This window comes from Ruegeria sp. ABF4_144 (assembly GCF_056160045.1).
The window spans coordinates 2,917,479-2,933,463 of sequence record NZ_JBSWWK010000001.1 but is presented as its reverse complement, the minus strand read 5'-3'; the positions used below and the strand labels follow the sequence as shown (position 1 = coordinate 2,933,463).

Here is a 15,985-nt window from a genome sequence, read left to right as displayed (position 1 = left end):
CCTAGCCGCGCGGATGTGCTGCCGGATAGACGCCCAAAATCTCGACATTGGTGGTGAAGTGTTCCAGCTCGTCCATGGCCAGTTGGACGTTTCGGTCATCCGGGTGGCCGACGATATCGGCATAAAACTGGGTCGCAGTGAATGAGCCATCGACCATATAACTTTCCAGCTTGGTCATGTTGATGCCGTTGGTGGCAAAGCCCCCCAGCGCCTTGTAAAGCGCCGCCGGGATGTTGCGCACCTGAAATACGAAGCTGGTGATCATGCCATGCGGTCCGCGCCGGGACAGGTCCGACTGGCGGGACATGACAAGAAAGCGCGTGGTGTTGTTGTCCTGATCTTCGATATGGCGGGCCAGTACGTTCAGGCCATAGATTTCCCCGGCCAACTCACTGGCCAGCGCGGCGGAATGCAGGTCGCCTTGTTCCGAGACCTCACGCGCGGCGCGGGCGTTGTCGGGGCTGACGCGGCCTCGGATGTTGTGTTCCTTCAGGAAGCCGGCGCATTGCGGCAGCAGAACCAGATGGGAATGAGCCTCGGTAACATCGGCCAAAGTTGCCCCGGGCACGGCCAGCAGGTTGATGTGCACGCGCACGAAGGCTTCATCAATGATATGCAGTCCGCTGTGCGGCAAAAGACGGTGAATATCCGCTACCCGGCCGTAGGTCGTGTTCTCGACCGGCAGCATCGCCAGATCCGCTTCGCCGGACCGAACCGATTCGATCACATCTTCGAACGTACGGCAGGGCAGGGCCTCCATATCGGGGCGCGCATTGCGGCAGGCCTCGTGGCTATAGGCGCCGGGTTCTCCCTGAAATGCGATACGTTTTGTCATATGGTCGATTCCGTGCAACAAGTTCTTGAATTGGGCGTTTAGTCGCGGTGTCTATACCTTGCCTCTCGACATGGGAAGCCTTAGACACCTGCGCAGACAGCTGAAATGGACAAGCGATCAATGTTCGACACGATGACAGTTACCAAGGCCGCTGCAGGCCTGTTTGGCACCTTTCTGGTGCTGCTTCTGGCCAAATGGGGTGCCGAGGTGCTTTATCATGCCGATGGGCACGGTGAGACGGCTTCTTACATCATCGAAACCGAAAGCGCGGGTGAAAGCGCAGACGGTGAAGAGGTGGTATTCGAAGATATGCTGGCCGCCGCCGACCCGGACAAAGGTGCCAAGGTTTTCCGTAAGTGCACCGCCTGCCACAAGCTGGAAGACGGCGCCAACGGCACTGGCCCTTACCTGTACGCAATTGTGGATCGTCCCGTTGCTTCGGCCAAAGGTTTCACAGGCTATTCGGCGTCGATGCAGGCGCATGGCGGCAACTGGACACCCGAAGCTCTGGACGCGTTCCTGACACGTCCCAGCGCCTATATCTCGGGCACATCCATGAGCTTTGCGGGCCTGAAAAAGCCGCAGGACCGCGCCGATCTGATTGCTTATCTGCAGACCATCGGCAACTGATCCTGTGATCAACCGCACTGAGTTTCAAAGCCGCTGCCCCGCGCAGCGGCTTTATTTTTGCCTAACGACATCTTCACAAAGCGTTCACGCAATCTAAACTTGAACCTGACAGTGCTGGTCATTTAGCTGGCGCGCGCGAGATATAGACAGACCGGATAATCAGGAGAGGCAGCCATGGCGAAAAAAAGTGTTTCGGGCTCTGGGTTCCAAATTAACCGCAGAACCACGTTGCAAATGCTGGGCGGCGGCCTTCTGACGTCAACGCTTGCTCCGGTGCCCGGGTTCGCAGCAGGCGCGGCAGAACCTGAGATCATCCGTGCGCATGGGTACTCCTTCTTTGGCGATCTAAAGTACCCGCCGGACTTCAAGCATTTCGACTATGTGAACCCGAATGCCCCGGTGGGTGGTGAGATATCGGTTGCTTCACGCGGAACCTTTGACGGAATGAACCGGTTCAACTGGCAGGGTAAGGCTGGTCGCTATTCGGGATTGATAGCAGAGTCCATGTTTGGTGACAGCCCCTTCGGTTCCGCGTCTCCGGCAGATTCCATTACCGAAGCCTATGGTTTGCTGGCTGAAGCGGTCGAATACCCCAGCACCAAAGAGTGGTGTGTTTTCTACATGCGTCCCGAGGCACGGTTTGCCGACGGAACGCCGCTGACCGCGCATGACGCTGCGTTTACGCATGACCTTTTCCTGGAACAGGGTATCCGTAGCTATGCGCGCGGCGTCAAGCAGCGCATCAAGGGGTACGAGATTATCGACGACTATACGATCAAGTATAATTTTGTTGACGGAATCTCGCGCCGATCCCTAATTTCGCAGGTTGGCGGTACACCTGTTTTCTCGAAAGAATGGTACGAAAAAACGGGTGAGAGGCTGGATAAGCAAAGCCTAGTCACGCCTATGGGCAGTGGTCCCTATGTCCTTGATGACTATGAGATCAACCGCTTTATCGTCTATCGCCGCAACCCTGACTATTGGGGTTGGCACCTGCCGATCAACGTTGGCCGGCACAACTTTGAAACCGTTCGGGTCGAATACTTCGCGGATGACGCGGCAGAGTTCGAAGCGTTCAAGGCGGGGATCTACAACTTCCGTACCGAAGGAAGCACCAAGAAATGGGCGACCGGATATGATTTCCCGGCGGTTCAGAACGGATATGTAAAACGTGAGAGCATTCCGGTGATGCTGCCGCCATCGCCATCAGGTTTCATCTTCAACATGCAGCGCGCACCTTTTGACAACATCAAGGTCCGCGAAGCGCTTGGGCTGGCGTTCAATTTCGAATGGACATCTGAGTCTCTGCAATTTGGGCTGACGGAACAGCGCCATTCCTTTGCTGAAAACTCTGAGGTCGCCGCAGATGGATTGCCGGATGAGCAGGAAACGGCGTTCTTGCGGTCTCTGGGTGACCTGGTGCCAGAAGAGATTTACACGCAAGAAGCTGTGCGGGCCCATACATCGAACGCCAGTCGCACGGTTGATCGCCGCAACAAGCGCACAGCGCTCAAACTGTTTGAAGAGGCGGGGTGGACGGTATCCAGCAACGGCAAGCTTCAGAATGCCGAAGGACAGCCGCTTGAGGTCACCATAATGCTGAACGCGTCCTCCTCGGATACTGCTGAGGCTATCGTGACGACCTATGCTGCAAGCCTGGAAAGCTTTGGCGTTGCGGTGACAGTCGAAAAAACCGACAGCGCGCAGTGGATTCAGCGCTACTACGACAAAGATTTCGATATGATCTTTTTCCGCAATCAGACCTTCCTGGAGGCGGGCACCGGGCTCAAACAGTTCTTTGGGTCTGAAACCGCGGTGGTGTCGTCGTACAATCCACAATCTCTGCAAGAGCCGCTTGTGGACGCGATCATTGATGGGGCCCTTGCAACGAAGTCGCGCGAAGAGGAGATCGCCGCGCTCAAATCGTTGGATCGGGTGCTGCGTTACCTCCGCATTCAGGTCCCGACCGGTTATGTGGCGGAAACCTGGGTCGCGTATTACGACATGTTTGAACATCCCGAAGAGTTGCCGCCCTTGGCCGTCGGGCAGTTTGACTTCTGGTGGTTTAATGAAGAGAAGTACCAGAAACTGAAGGCTGCAGGCGCGGTGAGGTAACCGAATTGGGCGCGTATATTCTTCGCCGGCTATTGCTGGTCATACCGACGCTACTTGGAATCATGATCGTGAACTTCACCCTGGTGCAATTTGTGCCGGGGGGGCCGATCGAGCAGATACTGGCTCAGATGCAGGGCGAAGGGGACGTGTTCGCAGGCTTTGCCGGTGGCGAAGGCGCCCCGGCCGAGGAAACCTTTGGGTCCGACAGCGAGTATATCGGCGCCCGCGGTTTGCCGAAGGAGTTTATCGAAGAGCTCGAAAAAGAGTTTGGCTTCGACAAACCTCCGGTCGAGCGGTTTCTCACGATGATGGGCAACTACCTGACGCTGGATTTCGGTGAGAGTTATTTCCGCTCGATCAGCGTGATCGATCTGGTGCTGGAAAAGATGCCGGTGTCGATCTCGCTGGGTTTGTGGTCGACGCTGATTGCTTATCTGGTGTCGATCCCGCTGGGTATCCGCAAGGCGGTCAAGGACGGATCGCGTTTCGACACCTGGACCAGCGGCACCATCATCGTGGCCTATGCCATTCCGGGCTTCCTGTTTGCAATTCTTCTGTTGGTGCTGTTCGCCGGTGGCTCCTATTGGCAGATCTTCCCGCTGCGCGGGCTGACCTCGGACAATTGGGAGAGCCTCAGCCTGCTTGGCAAGATCGCCGACTATTTCTGGCACATCACCCTGCCGGTCATCGCCCTGACGATTTCCGCCTTTGCGACGCTGACGCTGCTGACCAAGAACTCGTTTCTGGATGAGATCAAAAAGCAGTACGTGATGACCGCCCGTGCCAAGGGTTTGAGCGAGCAGAAGGTGTTGTATGGGCACGTCTTCCGCAACGCTATGCTAATCGTCATTGCGGGCTTCCCAGCTGTGTTTATCGGAGTGTTTTTCAGCGGATCGATCATCATCGAAACCATCTTCTCGCTGGACGGTCTGGGTCGACTGGGATTCGAGGCCGCCGTGGCGCGCGATTACCCGGTGATTTTCGGAACGCTGTTTATCTTTGGCCTGATGAGCCTAGTCGTCGGCATCATCAGCGACCTGATGTATGTGCTGGTCGACCCGCGCATCGATTTCGAAAAGCGGGAGGGGTAAATGGCACTGTCCCCACTCAACCAGCGCCGCTGGCGCAATTTCCGCCGTAATGGCCGGGCGTTCTGGTCACTGATCATTTTTTCGGTGCTGTTCGGCCTATCACTGTTTGCCGAGTTCATCGCCAACGACAAACCTATCCTGGTGAAATACCGGGGTGAGTTCTATACACCGATCTTCAACTTCTATCCGGAAACCGAGTTCGGCGGCGACTTTCAGACCGAAGCGATATATCGCGACCCCGAGGTTCAGTGCCTGATCGACAGCGGAGGGCTTGAACAATGTTTCGACGATCCCGAAGGCATCATTGATGAGATCAAGGCCGGGACCTATCAGGCCGAAGGGTTTGAACGTGGCTGGTCGATCTGGCCGCTGATCCCGTATTCCTTCAACACCAGTGTGGATCGGCCGGGGGCTGCACCTCTGCCGCCCAACGGGCAGAACCTGCTTGGCACAGATGACACCAAACGCGACGTTCTGGCGCGGGTGATCTACGGTTTCCGTCTGTCTATAATGTTCACCCTCGTCGTCACGGGGGTGGCCAGTGTAATCGGCGTCTTCGCGGGGGCCATTCAGGGCTTCTTTGGCGGCTGGCTGGATCTCGTGTTCCAGCGCATCATCGAAATCTGGTCGGCCACGCCGTCGCTTTATGTGATCATCATCATGTTCGCCATTCTGGGGCGAAGTTTCTGGCTGCTGGTGGCCTTGATGATCCTGTTTGGCTGGACCGGTCTGGTGGGCGTTGTGCGGGCCGAGTTTCTGCGGGCGCGGAACCTTGAATATGTACGTGCCGCGCGGGCGCTGGGCGTCGGCAACATGACCATCATGTTCCGCCACATGCTGCCGAATGCGATGGTCGCGACGCTGACCTTCATGCCGTTCATCGTAACGGGGACCATCGGTGGCCTGGCCTCATTGGACTTCCTCGGCTTCGGTCTGCCATCCTCGGCCCCGTCGCTTGGAGAGATGACCTTGCAGGCAAAACAGAACCTGCAGGCACCCTGGCTGGCCTTCACCGCATTCTTCACCTTTGCCATCATGCTGTCGCTGCTGGTCTTCATCTTCGAAGGCGTCCGCGATGCGTTTGATCCGAGAAAGACCTTCTCATGAGCCTTTTGGATGTGAACAACCTCAAGGTCTCGTTCCGGCAGGATGGGCAGGTGAGTGCGGCGGTCAAGGGCGTGTCCTTTACCGTTGATCGGGGGGAAACCGTGGCCTTGGTGGGCGAATCCGGCTCGGGTAAGTCCGTCACAGCTTTGTCCACCGTGTCATTGCTCGGCGACAGCGCCATTGTTGAGGGATCGGTGAAGTACGATGGCGACGAGATGATTGGCGCCTCGCAAGACAAGCTGATGGATGTGCGTGGCAACGATATCAGTTTCATCTTTCAGGAGCCGATGACCTCGCTCAACCCTTTGCACACGATCCAGAAGCAGATGGCCGAGTCACTTGCCCTGCACCAGGGATTGACCGGCGACGCGGCGCGCGAGCGGATTGTCGAGTTGCTGACCAAGGTCGGCATCCGTGATCCGCGCGACCGGTTGGACAGCTATCCGCACCAACTGTCCGGCGGGCAGCGGCAGCGGGTGATGATCGCGATGGCGCTGGCCAATAAGCCGGACATTCTGATCGCGGACGAGCCGACAACCGCGCTGGATGTAACTATTCAGGCGCAGATTTTGGAACTGCTGGCCGAACTGCAGAAAGCTGAGAATATGGGGATGCTGTTCATCACCCATGACCTTGGCATCGTGCGACGTATCGCTGACAGGGTCTGTGTGATGAAAGATGGTGAGATCGTCGAAACCGGCGAAACAGCCGAGATTTTCAACAATCCTCAGCACCCCTATACGCGCAAACTTCTGGGGGCCGAGCCCTCGGGCCATCCTGATCCGGTCGCGCCAGACGCCGAAGAGGTCGCCCGGACGGAGCACCTGAAGGTGTGGTTCCCGATCCAGCGTGGATTTCTGAAACGGACAGTGGGCTATGTGAAGGCCGTGAACGACGCCACGCTGAACGTTCGTGCGGGCGAGACGTTGGGCATCGTTGGCGAAAGTGGCTCAGGCAAGACGACGCTGGCTTTGGCGATCATGCGACTGATTGCGTCTGAGGGCGGGATTACCTTCCGCGATCAGGACGTGCGCCGCTGGTCCACGCGTCAGCTGCGGCGGCTGCGCAAGGACATGCAGATCGTTTTTCAGGACCCGTTCGGCAGCCTCAGCCCGCGGATGACCTGCCAGCAGATCATTGCCGAGGGGTTGGCGATCCATAAGGTTGACCCCCACCGTGCCCCACGTGAATTGGTAGCCGAGGTGATGACCGAGGTGGGCCTAGACCCTGAGGCGATGGACCGCTACCCGCACGAGTTTTCAGGCGGTCAGCGCCAGCGCATCGCGATTGCACGCGCCATGGTGCTGCGGCCCAAATTGCTGGTTTTGGATGAACCGACCAGCGCGCTGGACATGACGGTGCAAGTGCAGATCGTTGATCTGCTGCGCGATCTGCAGCGGAAATACGGGTTGGCCTACCTGTTCATCAGTCACGATCTAAAGGTCGTGCGCGCCATGTCCCACAAGGTGATCGTCATGCGAAACGGCGATGTTGTTGAAATGGGCACGGCCGAGGACTTGTTCGAAAACGCCCAAACCGACTACACGCGCGAACTGATTGCAGCGGCAGGGTAGGGCGGGTAGTTACCCGCCCGGCCAGAGATCACAGCCCCAGATCTTTTTTGATCTTGTTGAATTTGCTTTTCTGGGTGTCGCCTTTGACCTGTTTTTCGTACTTATGCTGGTACCAATCTGATTTCTCCGGAAGGTAACGTTCCCAAATAGTTCCGTCCGGTGCTGTTACGAACTCCCAGCACTCGTTGTACAACTCTGACTTTGTTTGACCGTTCTCAGGCCAATACCACGTCGTCTCGTTGCACAGTTTTCCTTTGTTGGTGACGTACCATTTGCCGATACCGATGGAGTCGCCACTTTTGCCAACGCCATGCATGACGCCGTTGGGAGCCCAATAAAATTTGCTGCCGCGGCTCCAGTTTGACGTTTTCCCTGAAAACAACTGTGCAATTTGCTGGGGATCAGTCGCCGATGCGCCCTTGGGTTTACCTTTGGCAAGGCCTTCACTGGCAAGCAGTACTAAGGATACTGCGGCGGCCGTGCTCAGGATGGCTTTTGAATATCCCATAACAAAGACTCCTCTCTAACTCTTTCTAAAAAGTGGGACGTTGTCCCGGATGCCCTCTGACCGGCGAGGCCGATCAGAGGAATTCTGAAAATGTCAGTGTGCGTTTGCCGTTTCGCGGGAAACGGATTTCGGTACCGGCCCGCGTAGCTCTTCGTAGTGATCAAAGCTCAGCTTGACCCAACCGGTGCCGCGCGTGGCGCTGGCGAGGGTGCGGTGCAACTCATCCTCTGCCACGGCAGGCAGCTGGGCGTTGAAAATTTCCCAGCCCGACGCGTTGGGGTTGCCTTCAAACCCTAGTACCTGACCCTGCAGAGAACTGATGGTCGGAACCAGATCGCCCACGAAGTCCGAGGGCAAGTGGATCTCGGCGGTTAGGATCGGTTGCAGGACCACCGGTTTGGCTTGCGGCAGGGCCTCGCGCACGGCGTTCTTTCCGGCGGTGCGGAAGGCATAGTCCGAGCTGTCCACGTTGTGGTGTTTGCCGTCGCTCAGCGTTACTTTCACATCAACCACCGGGAAACCCTCGGGGCCTTGTGCAAGTGCGTCCTTGGCCCCGTGTTCGACCGAGGGGATATAATTCTTGGGCACCGCGCCGCCCTTGACGATCTCTTCGAACTGGAAACCCGCCCCGCGTGGCATCGGCGCGACAGATATCACCACATCTGCAAACTGCCCCGCGCCACCGGATTGCTTCCGGTGACGGTGGCGATGTTCGACGGGTGCGCGAATGGTTTCACGATAGGCTGTTTCGACCTGCTCGGTCGCGATCTCGATTCCGAAATCCTCATCCAGCTTGGCGGTGACGCGCCGCATGTGCTGCGGCCCCTGCGAGCCCAGAATGGCATGACCGCTCAGTTCGTCTTGCTCCAGATGCAGGCCGGGGTCGATTTCAACCAGGCGAGACAGCGCATTCGACAGGCGCACGTCGTCGCGCTCATGCGCGGGGGAGACGATTTGGCGGAAGGCCACAGGATGGGAGGACGCCCATTCCGGCAGCGGTGTCGCCTCGGTACTGTCATAGAGGTTGCCGGGGTTCAGGTGGTCGGATTTCACCGCCAGTCCGATCTGCCCGGCTGGCAATTCGGCGATTTGAGTCTTGGCGTCCAGCGTAGTCAGGTTGCCGACTGTCTCACCGCCCAGATTTTCATGCGCTTTGACGCCATCGCCCAAGCCGCGCAGAACGACGATCTTGCCGATATGCTTTTTCACATCCGCGAACCCGGCAATGGCGCGGGCATTCTCGGCGGCCTCGTCACGGTCGGCCGCAATGTCGAATTCTGGAGCCTCATGCCGCAGTGCCTTCATCAAGCGTGTCAGGCCGTTGCCGTGGCTGGCGGCCCCCAGGCAGGCCGGGATCAACTGGTGGTTCTGCAGCACTTGCGCCGCCAGATCATAAACCTCGTCGCTGGGGGGCTGCTTGTCCTCGATCAGTTGTTCCAGCAGGTGATCATCGAAATCCGAAAGGGTTTCCAGCAATTCGGTGCGGGCTTCCTGTTCGCGATCCTCGACCGATTGCGGCAGTTCGATCAGGGCCGAGGGTTGCCCCTCTTGATACTTCCATGCCCGTTCCGAGATCAGATCGACCGCGCCGATGATCGTTTCGCCATCACGGATCGGTACCTGACGTAGGGCGATATGGTGGGTGCAATAGGTCTGAAGTGCCGCGATAATGTCGCGGATGCGGCCGTTCGGATTGTCCATGCGGTTAATGAACAGAAAGCAGGGAATGCCAGCCTCTTCGACCAGCCGCAGGTAGGGCGCGCACAGGACGGCTGCGTTCGGGTCAGGTGGGACAACCACCACGGCGGCGTCCGAGATTGCCATAGCCGGACCGACATAGGCGAGGTTGTCGCCACCGCCATCCACGTCGATCGCGCACCAGGGCTCGTTCAAGTAAGAAAAACCGTGCAAATGCACGGTTCCGGAAACGTCGAATGTTGTGGGCCGGTCGTCGAGGCGGCTTATGGCCTCGACCAGAGTGGTTTTGCCCGATTGGCTGGGGCCGAGGACGGTGAAAACGCGCATAGGTGCTGTCCCTCTTTCAAATTGCAGATCGACTGCACGAAAAGGGTAGCCTCACGCGAATGCGTCGGCGCAATTGTCTGTTACTCGGCCTGCCTCAGTTGCGGGCGAGACGTTCGCCCGCCCTGCAAGTGTGTGAAAAACCGACCCGTCGCGTCAAGCCCTGACCTCTTGGCGGTTCAGATTGCTGAGCTGTGGCCGGCTTTACTTAGATCATAAGCGTCAAAGCTGCGGGCTATCATGCGGGTCAGCGGGCGCGCTTCGTGCGGTACGTACAACCCGTCCTCGGTGATGCGCAGCAAACCGTCAAAGGCGCTGTTGGCGTCCTGATACATGCTTTGCAGCTCGGTGGCTGTGATGTCGTGGTCACGCAGAATTTCAGCGCTGTCGATCTGGAAATCGCACATCAGCGCCTCGATCAGTCGCGAACGTAAGACGTCCTGCCCTTTGAACAGGTGCCCGCGCGAAGTCGAGAAGCGGCCCTCGCGGATCGCTTTGGTATGAGCGGACGTCGCGGGCGCGTTCTGCGCATAGCCCTGAGGGAAGCGCGAGATCGAACTGGCACCGACGCCAATCAGAACATCGGCCTGATCGTCAGTATAGCCTTGGAAATTCCGCTTGAGCCGGCCAGCCTTCAACGCATGGGTCAAGCCATCATCCTGCGTAGCAAAGTGGTCGATGCCGATCTCTGCGTAATTGTCCCACATGAACAGACGGCGAGCGGTGTCGAACAGGTCCAGCCGCTGTTCAGGCGTGGGCAAGGCATCCGACGGAATCAGCTGTTGCCGCTTGGCCATCCACGGTACATGCGCATAGCCATACAGCGCCACTCGATCCGGGCTGAGCGACAGCAGTTTCTGCACACTTTCCGTCATCCGGGTTTTGGTCTGGTGCGGCAGGCCATACAGGATATCAGCGTTCAGGCTGGTGATCCCCCGCGCGCGGATCATGTCCACGGCTTCGCGGGTGGTGTCATAGCTTTGGATGCGCCCGATAGTCTTTTGGATCTCGTCGTCGAAATCCTGCACCCCGATCGAGGCGCGGTTCATGCCGGCTTCGGCAAGTGCGTCCAGACGAGCTTCGTCGATCTCGTTCGGGTCGATCTCAACCGAGAACTCGGCATTTGGCCCCAGCGGCACCACGTCCAGAATCCGCGCCGCCAGATCACGCATCAATTCGGCGTTCAGCAGGGTCGGTGTGCCGCCGCCCCAATGCAGGCGCGACAAGGTGATGCCTTCGGGCAGGCGCTCGGCCAGCAGGTCCAGCTCGGCCTTCAGCACATCCACGTAGGCGATCACCGGGTTGTCCGTCTGCGTGCCCTGCGTCCGGCAGGCGCAGAACCAACACAGCCTGCGGCAGAAGGGAACGTGGATATAAAGCGATACAGAACTGCCGGGTTCAAGGCCGGAAATCCAGTCGCTATAAAGACTTGACCCCACATCATTGCTGAAGTGGGGAGCGGTCGGATAGCTTGTATAACGCGGCACTTTCGCGTCAAAAAGTCCAAGCTTTGCCAATTGTGGTTTCACTATCATGGCGATACGTTTAAGGGACGGCCCGGCCATATGCTTTGACCGAGATCAAGTGGAAACGCGCATGACACCGATATTCAAGATCGACCATACGAACTGTGAGGATTGCCCTATCCGGCATCGCGCAGTGTGCGCGCAATGCGATGCGAACGAGCTGGAAGAGCTTGAAGGCATTAAATATTACCGCAGTTTCGAAGCGGGCCAGACGATCATCTGGTCCGGGGATCAGATGAACTTTGTCGGCTCAGTCGTGTCCGGTATCGCATCGTTGACGCAGACGATGGAGGACGGGCGCACGCAGATGGTCGGCCTGTTGCTACCCAGCGATTTCGTTGGTCGGCCGGGACGTGATTCTGCCCCATATGATGTGCTGGCAACAACGGATCTGGTCATGTGCTGCTTTCGCAAAAAACCCTTCGAAGAACTGATGAGCTCAACGCCGCACATCGCACATCGGCTGTTGCAGATGACGCTGGATGAACTGGACGCGGCACGCGAGTGGATGCTGGTTCTGGGGCGCAAGACCGCGCGCGAGAAGATCGCCAGCCTGCTGTCAATCATCGCCCGTCGCGACGCCTCGATCCACCAGAAGGGTAACTCCGGCCCGATTGTGTTTGATCTGCCCCTGACCCGTGAGGCGATGGCGGATTACCTTGGCCTGACGTTGGAAACAGTCAGTCGTCAGATCTCGGCCCTGAAAAAGGACCAGGTCATTCTGCTGGAAGGCAAACGCCACGTCACGATCCCGGACATGGGGCGCCTGATGGAAGAGGCAGGGGACGACTCGGATGGCGGGTTTCTGGTCTGACACGCTTGCAGCGTGACTGAGGCCGCGCGCCGTGCTTAACTGGCTCTGAGCGAAGCAAGCCTCAGGAGTAAACCATGGAATTCAGTAGCATTCTGGCGATGCTGTTCATCGGCGCGGTTGCCGGATGGCTGTCGGGCAAGATCATGGAAGGCCGCGGATTTGGCCTGATTGGCAATATCATCGTCGGCATTGTCGGTGCGTTTCTGGCCGGGTTGATCTTTCCGGCGCTGGGATTTGCTGTGGGCGGGGGCGTGTTCTCTTCTATCTTCTTTGCCACGATTGGCGCGGTGATCCTTCTGTTCCTGATCGGCCTGATTAAAAGATAGTAAAGCCGCCCCTAAAGGCGGCTTTTGCATTCTTGATCACCTCAGTGGGCCAGGAACACCGGCACCGAGGCTTGTTCCAGCATGTTCCGGGTCGCACCCCCCAGAATGGCTTCGCGGAACCGCGAATGGCCATAGGCGCCCATCACGATCATGTCCGCTTGGGTGTCCGCAGCGTGCCGGTTCAGAATGTCGGACACGCGGGTCATGGTTTTGCTGAGCACGTCGATCTCGCATTTCACGCCGTGACGCGCCAGCATTTGTGAAAGTAGTCCGCCGGGGTCCGAGCGATCAGGCCCGTGGCGCGGCGGGTCGATGACGACGATGCGCACAAGCTCGGCTTCGATCAGGAAGGGCAGAGCGCGACGAATGGCGCGCATGGCCTCAACGCTTTCGTTCCAGCCGATCAGGATCGTGCCGGGTTGGGCGAACGGTGTGGCTTCATTTGGCGTGATCAGAATCGGAGCGTGACCTTCAAACATTGCAGCTTCGACGATGGGTTCGGCCTCGGCGCCGCGATCTTCGCCATAGGGTTGCGGTAAGATGACGAGGTCGGAAAACCGTGCGCGGTGGGCGACGTGGCGCCCGATATCAGAAATCTGCGCTACGCCGCTTTCGGCGGACCAACGGGTGTCGGTTTTGCCCAGATAGGACTTGGCGTAGGTCAGGATTTCCTCGGCTTCGGCATTGGCGCGGTTCAATGTTTCTTGAAGAATCAAGGCGTTGGCGCCCGCGTAGTAGTAACCTGTCTGGCTGCGGTCGACGCCCAGGCAGAGCGCCTCGACATGCGCGTCCTGTGCCGAAGCCAGTGCAGCCATCTGCGCCAGAGCCGGATCGCTCTGGCTTGTGTCCGTCATGACGGTGAGAAGAGATTTATACGCCATTTTGACCTCGTGCCTGCGGAGCGTCCTGCTGCGTCCTGATGACCCAGCAGCAAGATTACGATTGTCACAGAAATCGGGCTATTGTCTTGACACAGATCAAAGCAGTTCTGGTCTCTGTCCGACAAAACAGCAGCCAGTCAAATAAGCCTCGCGGCATATAAAGAATCGCGTGGGGCATGGCAAAGGGACGCAATATGTCAAATTACATCAAGCTGATCGTGCTTGGTCTGATCGCGATATTCGCGGCGATCGGAACCAATTATGCACGCGATTTGGCGTATCAGGTGCACGCAATTCTGGTGATGGTGATCGCCGTTGGTTTGTTCATCTGGACGCTTAGAAACACCGATGAGCCAGATATTCTCGTGGATCGCTCGGGCGAATACATGGATGGGGTCATCCGCTACGGCGTGATCGCAACCGCCTTTTGGGGCGTGGTCGGGTTCCTGGCGGGGACCTTCATTGCGTTCCAGCTGGCCTTTCCGGCGCTGAACTTCGAATGGGCGCAGGGTTACCTGAACTTTGGCCGCTTGCGTCCGCTGCACACCTCGGCGGTGATTTTTGCGTTTGGCGGCAACGCGCTGATCGCGACCTCGTTCTATGTCGTACAGCGGACCAGCGCCGCGCGCCTATGGGGTGGCAACCTGGCGTGGTTCGTATTCTGGGGCTACCAGTTGTTCATCGTGCTGGCCGCAACCGGTTACGTGCTGGGCGGGACCCAATCCAAAGAGTACGCCGAACCCGAATGGTATGTAGACCTGTGGCTGACCATTGTCTGGGTAGCCTATCTGGCCGTGTTCCTGGGCACCGTGGTCAAGCGGAAAGAACCCCACATCTACGTGGCGAACTGGTTCTATCTGGCCTTCATCGTTACCGTTGCGATGCTGCACTTGGTCAACAACATGACCATCCCGGTCAGCATCTGGGGTTCGAAGTCGGTCATCGTCTGGTCGGGCGTTCAGGATGCCATGATCCAGTGGTGGTACGGCCACAACGCTGTGGGCTTCTTCCTGACCGCAGGCTTCCTGGGCATGATGTACTACTTTATCCCGAAACAGGCCGAGCGTCCTGTGTTCTCGTACAAGCTGTCGATCATCCACTTCTGGGCGCTTATCTTCCTGTACATCTGGGCTGGTCCGCACCACCTGCACTATACCGCTCTGCCAGACTGGGCCTCGACGCTGGGCATGGTGTTCTCGGTCGTGCTCTGGATGCCTTCGTGGGGTGGTATGATCAACGGTCTGATGACCCTGTCGGGCGCATGGGACAAGCTGCGCACTGACCCGGTTATCCGGATGATGGTGATTTCGGTCGGCTTCTACGGCATGTCCACCTTTGAAGGCCCGATGATGTCGATCCGTGCTGTGAACTCCTTGAGCCATTACACCGACTGGACCATCGGTCACGTGCACTCGGGCGCGCTGGGCTGGAACGGCATGATCACCTTTGGTGCGCTGTACTTCCTGGTGCCTGTCCTTTGGAAGCGTGAGCGTCTGTACTCGCTGCAGATGGTCAGCTGGCACTTCTGGCTCGCCACCATCGGTATCGTGCTCTACGCCGCGTCGATGTGGGTCACCGGTATCATGGAAGGCCTGATGTGGCGCGAAGTGGATGCCAACGGCTTCCTGGTGAACTCGTTCGCCGATACCGTGGCGGCCAAGTTCCCGATGTATGTGGTGCGTGCTCTGGGTGGCGTCCTGTTCGTCGCTGGTGCTGTGATCATGTGCTACAATCTGTGGATGACTGTGCGGAAAGCGCCGGCCAAAGAGGCCAGCCTGACCGTCGCGGTCCCGGCTGAATAAGGAGGGCCGGTAGCTATGGCAATTCTCGACAAACATAAGATCCTCGAGACCAACGCGACCCTCCTGCTGATCTTCAGCTTTCTGGTCGTGACCATCGGTGGCCTGGTTCAGATCACCCCGCTGTTCTACCTTGAGAACACAATCGAGAAGGTGGAGGGCATGCGCCCGTACACCCCTCTCGAAATGGCGGGGCGTGAGATCTACATCCGCGAAGGCTGCTATGTCTGCCACAGCCAGATGATCCGCCCGATGCGGGATGAGGTTGAACGTTATGGCCACTACTCGCTGGCGGCTGAGTCGATGTATGACCACCCGTTCCAGTGGGGCTCCAAGCGGACCGGACCTGATCTGGCGCGTGTGGGTGGCCGTTACTCGGACCAGTGGCATGTGGACCACCTGCGTGATCCGCAGTCGGTTGTTCCGGAATCGGTGATGCCGAAATACGGCTTCCTCGAGCACCGCAAGCTGGATGGCAAGTATATCGGCGACATCATGGCAGCAAACGCTGTTGTGGGTACGCCCTATACCGAAGAGATGCTGGCCAACGCGCAGGCGGACTTCCGTGCGCAGGCCGATCCGGACAGCGACTATGACGGGCTGCTGGAACGCTATGGCGACAAAGTCAGCGTGCGCAACTTCGACGGTCAGCCCGAACTGACCGAAGCAGACGCGCTGGTTGCTTATTTGCAGATGCTGGGAACGCTGGTCGACTTCTCGACCTTCACCCCGGACGCGAGCCGCTAAGGAGGGTGTG

The 15,985-nt window shown here is 58.2% G+C and carries 14 protein-coding genes; 9 read left to right on the top strand and 5 right to left on the bottom strand.

The window, feature by feature from the left end; translation table 11 throughout:
• Position 1 precedes the first annotated feature (1 nt).
• Positions 2-835: a prephenate dehydratase gene (locus ACXAGD_RS14645; RefSeq protein WP_475211587.1), complete on the bottom strand. Its 834-nt coding sequence runs from the start codon at positions 833-835 to the stop codon at positions 2-4.
• Between the two features lie 120 nt (positions 836-955).
• Between ACXAGD_RS14645 and ACXAGD_RS14640 the strand changes: the two genes are divergently transcribed.
• The 5 genes from ACXAGD_RS14640 to ACXAGD_RS14620 all read left to right on the top strand — a co-directional run bounded on the left by ACXAGD_RS14640 (position 956) and on the right by ACXAGD_RS14620 (position 7,352).
• Positions 956-1,465 (top strand): c-type cytochrome, encoded by a 510-nt coding sequence (locus ACXAGD_RS14640; RefSeq protein WP_475211586.1) that lies wholly within the window; start codon positions 956-958, stop codon positions 1,463-1,465.
• A gap of 174 nt (positions 1,466-1,639) precedes the next feature.
• Positions 1,640-3,580: an extracellular solute-binding protein gene (locus ACXAGD_RS14635; protein ID WP_475211585.1), complete on the top strand. Its 1,941-nt coding sequence runs from the start codon at positions 1,640-1,642 to the stop codon at positions 3,578-3,580.
• A gap of 5 nt (positions 3,581-3,585) precedes the next feature.
• Entirely contained in the window at positions 3,586-4,671 is a 1,086-nt protein-coding gene (locus tag ACXAGD_RS14630; RefSeq protein ID WP_475211584.1) for a microcin C ABC transporter permease YejB, read from the top strand.
• Positions 4,672-5,778 carry an ABC transporter permease gene (locus ACXAGD_RS14625; RefSeq protein ID WP_475211583.1) on the top strand — a complete coding sequence of 369 codons (1,107 nt, stop codon included), beginning with the start codon at positions 4,672-4,674 and terminating at the stop codon, positions 5,776-5,778.
• Entirely contained in the window at positions 5,775-7,352 is a 1,578-nt protein-coding gene (locus ACXAGD_RS14620) for an ABC transporter ATP-binding protein (RefSeq protein ID WP_475211582.1), read from the top strand. The genes ACXAGD_RS14625 and ACXAGD_RS14620 overlap by 4 nt, the downstream gene beginning before the upstream one ends.
• A gap of 28 nt (positions 7,353-7,380) precedes the next feature.
• On the opposite strand, the gene ACXAGD_RS14615 is transcribed toward ACXAGD_RS14620, so the two are convergent.
• From ACXAGD_RS14615 to hemN, 3 genes are all read right to left on the bottom strand, one after another.
• Positions 7,381-7,860, bottom strand: coding sequence for a DUF995 domain-containing protein (locus ACXAGD_RS14615; protein WP_475211581.1), 480 nt, complete (start codon positions 7,858-7,860; stop codon positions 7,381-7,383).
• A gap of 93 nt (positions 7,861-7,953) precedes the next feature.
• Positions 7,954-9,885 carry an elongation factor G gene (locus ACXAGD_RS14610; RefSeq protein WP_475211580.1) on the bottom strand — a complete coding sequence of 644 codons (1,932 nt, stop codon included), beginning with the start codon at positions 9,883-9,885 and terminating at the stop codon, positions 7,954-7,956.
• A 176-nt stretch (positions 9,886-10,061) separates the two neighbouring features.
• Positions 10,062-11,417 carry an oxygen-independent coproporphyrinogen III oxidase gene (hemN, locus tag ACXAGD_RS14605; protein WP_475211579.1) on the bottom strand — a complete coding sequence of 452 codons (1,356 nt, stop codon included), beginning with the start codon at positions 11,415-11,417 and terminating at the stop codon, positions 10,062-10,064.
• Between the two features lie 61 nt (positions 11,418-11,478).
• Here hemN and fnrL point away from each other — a divergent pair, with 61 nt between their 5' ends.
• Both fnrL and ACXAGD_RS14595 read left to right on the top strand, forming a co-directional pair.
• Entirely contained in the window at positions 11,479-12,222 is a 744-nt protein-coding gene (gene fnrL / locus ACXAGD_RS14600; RefSeq protein WP_475211577.1) for a transcriptional regulator FnrL, read from the top strand.
• Positions 12,223-12,296: 74 nt separating this feature from the next.
• Positions 12,297-12,548 carry a GlsB/YeaQ/YmgE family stress response membrane protein gene (locus ACXAGD_RS14595; protein WP_170335624.1) on the top strand — a complete coding sequence of 84 codons (252 nt, stop codon included), beginning with the start codon at positions 12,297-12,299 and terminating at the stop codon, positions 12,546-12,548.
• Between the two features lie 41 nt (positions 12,549-12,589).
• On the opposite strand, the gene ACXAGD_RS14590 is transcribed toward ACXAGD_RS14595, so the two are convergent.
• Positions 12,590-13,429, bottom strand: coding sequence for a universal stress protein (locus tag ACXAGD_RS14590; protein WP_475211575.1), 840 nt, complete (start codon positions 13,427-13,429; stop codon positions 12,590-12,592).
• A 194-nt stretch (positions 13,430-13,623) separates the two neighbouring features.
• Here ACXAGD_RS14590 and ccoN point away from each other — a divergent pair, with 194 nt between their 5' ends.
• Together ccoN and ccoO are read left to right on the top strand one after the other, a co-directional pair.
• On the top strand, positions 13,624-15,231 hold the full coding sequence (ccoN, locus tag ACXAGD_RS14585; protein WP_475211573.1) for a cytochrome-c oxidase, cbb3-type subunit I: 1,608 nt from the start codon (positions 13,624-13,626) through the stop codon (positions 15,229-15,231).
• Between the two features lie 15 nt (positions 15,232-15,246).
• Entirely contained in the window at positions 15,247-15,975 is a 729-nt protein-coding gene (ccoO, locus tag ACXAGD_RS14580) for a cytochrome-c oxidase, cbb3-type subunit II (RefSeq protein ID WP_475211571.1), read from the top strand.
• The last annotated feature ends 10 nt before the right edge of the window (positions 15,976-15,985 follow it).

What these genes read in the sequence shown, in the direction of transcription:
- ACXAGD_RS14615 (WP_475211581.1), bottom strand. Translation starts at nt 7,860, where the DNA reads ATGGGATATTCAAAAGCCATCCTGAGCACGGCCGCCGCAGTATCCTTA.
- ACXAGD_RS14645 (WP_475211587.1), bottom strand. Translation starts at nt 835, where the DNA reads ATGACAAAACGTATCGCATTTCAGGGAGAACCCGGCGCCTATAGCCAC.
- ccoO (WP_475211571.1), top strand. Translation starts at nt 15,247, where the DNA reads ATGGCAATTCTCGACAAACATAAGATCCTCGAGACCAACGCGACCCTC.
- ACXAGD_RS14625 (WP_475211583.1), top strand. Translation starts at nt 4,672, where the DNA reads ATGGCACTGTCCCCACTCAACCAGCGCCGCTGGCGCAATTTCCGCCGT.
- fnrL (WP_475211577.1), top strand. Translation starts at nt 11,479, where the DNA reads ATGACACCGATATTCAAGATCGACCATACGAACTGTGAGGATTGCCCT.
- ACXAGD_RS14610 (WP_475211580.1), bottom strand. Translation starts at nt 9,885, where the DNA reads ATGCGCGTTTTCACCGTCCTCGGCCCCAGCCAATCGGGCAAAACCACT.
- ccoN (WP_475211573.1), top strand. Translation starts at nt 13,624, where the DNA reads ATGTCAAATTACATCAAGCTGATCGTGCTTGGTCTGATCGCGATATTC.
- ACXAGD_RS14620 (WP_475211582.1), top strand. Translation starts at nt 5,775, where the DNA reads ATGAGCCTTTTGGATGTGAACAACCTCAAGGTCTCGTTCCGGCAGGAT.
- ACXAGD_RS14635 (WP_475211585.1), top strand. Translation starts at nt 1,640, where the DNA reads ATGGCGAAAAAAAGTGTTTCGGGCTCTGGGTTCCAAATTAACCGCAGA.
- ACXAGD_RS14595 (WP_170335624.1), top strand. Translation starts at nt 12,297, where the DNA reads ATGGAATTCAGTAGCATTCTGGCGATGCTGTTCATCGGCGCGGTTGCC.
- hemN (WP_475211579.1), bottom strand. Translation starts at nt 11,417, where the DNA reads ATGATAGTGAAACCACAATTGGCAAAGCTTGGACTTTTTGACGCGAAA.
- ACXAGD_RS14640 (WP_475211586.1), top strand. Translation starts at nt 956, where the DNA reads ATGTTCGACACGATGACAGTTACCAAGGCCGCTGCAGGCCTGTTTGGC.
- ACXAGD_RS14590 (WP_475211575.1), bottom strand. Translation starts at nt 13,429, where the DNA reads ATGGCGTATAAATCTCTTCTCACCGTCATGACGGACACAAGCCAGAGC.